Source organism: Nonomuraea sp. SBT364 (assembly GCF_001083785.1).
Taxonomy (GTDB): domain Bacteria; phylum Actinomycetota; class Actinomycetes; order Streptosporangiales; family Streptosporangiaceae; genus Nonomuraea.
In genome coordinates this window covers 1-4,259 of the sequence record NZ_LAVL01000304.1, presented here as the reverse complement: position 1 = coordinate 4,259, position 4,259 = coordinate 1, and the positions used below count along the sequence as shown (strand labels likewise).

Below are 4,259 nucleotides of genomic sequence, written 5' to 3'. Positions count from 1 at the left end.
GGCGGTGGCGGTGGCGGTCGGGCTGGGTGCCGGGGCCGGCGCGCAGGTGAGCCGGACCGGGCGGGACTTGGCCGTGTGGCCCCGGTAGTCGGTGGCGAGCGTGTAGTAGACGCCGGGGGCGCACGGCAGCGTGAGCGTCAGGCGCGCGTCGCCGGTACGCCGGGCGCCGCTCTTGACCACCGGGTCCTTGCCGGGCTGGGCGCGCTTGACGCGCACGCGCACCAGCGCGGGGCGCTCGCAGCCGCGCCTGGTGGCCGAGGCCCGGATCTTGCCGTCGCCGGTGACCTGCGGGCCGCTCACGTACAGGCGGCACGCGGCCTGCGAAGCCGTCTCGGCGTGGGCCATGGCGACGGGCAGGGCGAGAGGCAGGACGACGGGCGCGGCGAGAGCGGCGCCGGCGAGACAGGCGAGTACCCCAAGGGGTCTGCGCATGTGGTGTTCCCTCCAGTTTCCGGTAGACGCTGGATGGAAACCGCATTCTGTCGGGGCCACAACCGCCTTGTCAGGAAAATTCGGATATCTGGGTAAACCGAAGTGACCCCAGAGGCGTCCCGGGGCGGTCACCCGCGTCGGCGGGTGACCGCCCCGTCGCTCAGCGGGCGCCCAGCAGGTGCTCCATGGCGAGCTGGTCGAGCCGCTCGAAGGCCATCCCGCGCGCCCCCGCCGCCTCCGGGTCGAAGTCCTCGAACGCGCTGCGGTCCGCGAGCAGGTCCGCGAGCGACTCGCCGGCCGCCAGCGTGGGCCGCGCCAGGTCGTCCAGGCGGGCGGCCCGCAGCGCCTCCTGCACCTCCGGGTCGGCGCGGAAGGCCGCGGCGCGCTCCTTGAGCATCAGGTAGTTGCGCATGTTGCCGGCCGCCGACGCCCACACGCCGTCGATGTCCTCGGTGCGCGGCGGCTTGAAGTCGAACACCTTCGGGCCCTCGTACCCGGCCGTCTCCAGCAGGTCGACCAGCCAGAACGCGTCACGCACGTTGCCGGCGCCGAAGCGCAGGTCCTGGTCGTACTTGACGCCCGTCTGGCCGTTCAGGTCGATGTGGAACAGCTTGCCGTGCCACAGCGCCTGGGCGACGCCGTGGGCGAAGTTGAGCCCGGCCATCTGCTCGTGGCCGGTCTCCGGGTTGACGCCGACGAGCTCGGGGTGGGCCAGCTCCTCGATGAACGCCAGCGCGTGCCCGACCGTCGGCAGCAGGATGTCGCCGCGCGGCTCGTTCGGCTTGGGCTCGACGGCGAAGCGCAGGTCGTAGCCCTGGCTCAGCACGTACTCGCTGAGCAGGTCGAAGGCCTCCTTCATGCGCTCCAGCGCGACCCGCACGTCCTTGGCGCCGCCCGACTCGGCGCCCTCGCGGCCGCCCCACGCGACGTAGACCTTGGCGCCGAGCTCGACGGCCAGGTCGACGTTGCGGATCGTCTTGCGCAGCGCGTAGCGGCGCACGTCGCGGTCGTTGGCGGTGAAGGCGCCGTCCTTGAACACCGGGTGCGTGAACAGGTTCGTGGTCGCCGCCGGCACCTTGAGGCCGGTCGCGTCCAGCGCCTGGCGGAACCGCTTGACGTGGTGGTCGCGCTCGGCGTCCGTCGCGCCGAACGGGATCAGGTCGTCGTCGTGGAAGGTCACGCCGTACGCGCCGAGCTCGGCGAGCCGGTTGACGGTCTCCACCGGGTCGAGGGCCGGGCGGGTGGCGTCGCCGAACGGGTCGCGGCCCTGCCAGCCGACGGTCCACAGACCGAAGGAGAACTTGTGTTCCGGGCGGGGCGTGAGGCTGTCAGTCACTGGGACTCCTATTCGTAAGGGCAGAAAACAAATTAATATGCCAGAGCGGCGGAGGGAAGCCCGCCCCCGGATTGCAGGAGGCAGCATGTCGGCACAGCGCGTCGTCATCGGCATCGACAGCTCTACCCAGTCGGCCAAGGCCGTCGCCGTGGACGTGGACACCGGCGCCCTGGTCGGCGAGGGCCGCGCCGCGCACGCGGTCACGACGGGCGGCGGCCGGGAGAGCGACCCCGGGCAGTGGTGGCAGGCGCTGTGCGCCGCCGTCGAGGCCACCGGCCACGCCGCCGGCGCGGCCGCCGTCTCCGTGGGCGGCCAGCAGCACGGGCTGGTCACCCTGGACGCCGCCGGCGCGCCCGTCCGCCCGGCGCTGCTGTGGAACGACGTCCGCTCGGCCGGGCAGGCCGCCGCCCTGGCGGAGAAGTACGGCGCCGACCGGCTCGCCGAGCGCGTCGGCAGCGTCCCGACCGCCGCGTTCACCCTGACCAAATGGCTGTGGCTGACCGAGAACGAGCCCGCGAACGCCGCCCGCGTGGCCGCCGTCCGCCTGCCCCACGACTACCTCACCGAACGCCTCACCGGCGAGGGCGTCACCGACCGCGGCGACGCCTCCGGCACCGGCTGGTGGACCCCCTCCGGATACGACACGGAGCTGCTGGACGCCGCCGGGCTCGACCCGTCCCTGCTGCCCCGGGTCGTCTCCGGCCTGGCCGGCACCGTACGCGCCGGCGGGCCGCTCGCCGAGGGCACGCCGGTCGCCTCCGGCACCGGCGACAACATGGCCGCCGCGCTCGGCCTCGGCCTGCTCCCCGGCACCCCCGTGCTCAGCCTCGGCACCTCGGGCACCGTGTACGCCGTCACCCGGCGACGCCCCGCCGACCCGAGCGGGATCGTCGCCGGGTTCGCCGACGCGCTCGGCAACTGGCTGCCGCTGGCCTGCACGCTCAACTGCACCCAGGCCGTCGACAAGATCGCCGAACTGCTCGGCCGTGACCGCGACGCCGTCGAGCCCGGCGGCACCGCCGTCGTCCTGCCCTACCTCGACGGGGAACGGACGCCCAACCTGCCGCACGCCGCCGGGCTCCTGTACGGCCTGCGCCACGACACCACCGCCGGCCAGGTGCTCCAGGCGGCCTACGACGGAGCCGCGCACTCGCTGCTCGCGGCGCTGGACGACGTCCTGCGGGCCGGTGGCGAGTCGCCCGACCCGGACGTGCCGCTCGTCCTCATCGGCGGCGGGGCACGCGGCGCCGCGTGGCGCGAGACGATCCGCCGCCTGTCCGGCCGGCCCGTCCTGGTCCCCGAGGCCGCCGAGCTCGTCGCACTCGGCGCCGCCGCCCAGGCGGCGGCCCTCCTGACCGGCGAGGCCCCGGACGAGGTCGCCCGCCGCTGGGGCACCGCCCGCGGCGACCTCCTGCCCCCGGTGCCCAGGGACGCCGGGGCGATGGAGAGGATCGCCGGTACGCTGCCCCGGGCCGGACGCCTTCTGGCCACCCCTTGACCCACGAAAGGGACGCCATGCCCGAAACCCCGGAAATCGCGAGCACCGCGCGGAGTGCCACCCGCGCGGGCGGGGGGGCGTCGCGGGATCGGGGCGGCGCGTATCGCCACGAGGTGGCCGGCGCCGTCCGGCCCGCGCGGCGGGAGGAGGTGCGGCCGGCCTCCCAGCAGGGGATGCGGCAGCACAACCTGGCGCTCGTCATGGGCACCGTGGCCGCGCACGGGCCGGTGTCACGGGCGGCCGTGGCCGGGCGCACCGGGCTGACCAGGACCGCAGTCTCCAGCCTGGTGGACGAACTGCTAGCCGGCGGGCTGCTGACCGAGCTGGGGCCGGCGGCGAGCGGGCGGGTCGGGCGGCCGGGCACCGCGCTGGCCGTCAGCGAGCACGGCCCCGCCGGGCTCGGCCTGGAGGTCGGCGTCGAACACCTCGGCGCCTGCGTCACCGACCTGCGCGGCGAGGTCCGGGTGTGGTCCCGCGCCGACAGCCCCAACGCGACGCTCACCCCCGCCGAGGTGATGGCCGCCCTGTCCGGCCTGGCCGACGACGCCACCCGCCAGGCCGCCGAACTCGGGCTGCGGCCGGTCGCGGCGGTGGTGGCGGTCCCCGGCCTGGTCGGCGACGTCCCCGGCACCGTGGACCGGGCCCCCAACCTGGGCTGGCACGACGTCCCGGTCGCCGCCCTCTGGCCGGGCGAGCTGCCCCTGCGCGTGGAGAACGAGGCCAACCTCGGCGCACTGGCCGAGCTGTGGGCCCACCCGGTGGCGGCCGACTTCGTGCACGTGTCGGCGGAGAGCGGCATCGGCGCCGCCCTGGTGGTCGGCGGCCGCCTCTTCAGCGGCGCCCGCGGCCTGGCCGGCGAGCTCGGTCACATGCCCGTGCACCCGGACGGCTTCCCCTGCTCCTGCGGCGCCCGCGGCTGCCTCGAACAGTACGCGGGCAAGGCCGCCGTCCTCCGCGCCGCCGGTCTCCCGCCCGTCGCCCCCTCCCCAGGTC

The 4,259-nt window shown here is 75.5% G+C and carries 4 protein-coding genes; 2 read left to right on the top strand and 2 right to left on the bottom strand.

Annotated elements, in window-relative coordinates; translation table 11 throughout:
• Together ADY59_RS46695 and xylA are read right to left on the bottom strand one after the other, a co-directional pair.
• The coding region (locus ADY59_RS46695) for a hypothetical protein (protein WP_049577637.1) at positions 1-432 on the bottom strand (432 nt) is incomplete at its 3' end.
• A 160-nt stretch (positions 433-592) separates the two neighbouring features.
• Positions 593-1,768, bottom strand: coding sequence for a xylose isomerase (gene xylA, locus ADY59_RS46690; protein WP_049577634.1), 1,176 nt, complete (start codon positions 1,766-1,768; stop codon positions 593-595).
• Between the two features lie 85 nt (positions 1,769-1,853).
• On the opposite strand from xylA, the gene xylB reads away from it, so the two are divergent.
• Together xylB and ADY59_RS46680 are read left to right on the top strand one after the other, a co-directional pair.
• Entirely contained in the window at positions 1,854-3,266 is a 1,413-nt protein-coding gene (gene xylB, locus ADY59_RS46685) for a xylulokinase (protein WP_049577632.1), read from the top strand.
• A 113-nt stretch (positions 3,267-3,379) separates the two neighbouring features.
• Positions 3,380-4,259 (top strand): ROK family transcriptional regulator (locus tag ADY59_RS46680; protein WP_049577629.1); only part of this gene is annotated, 880 nt, incomplete at its 3' end.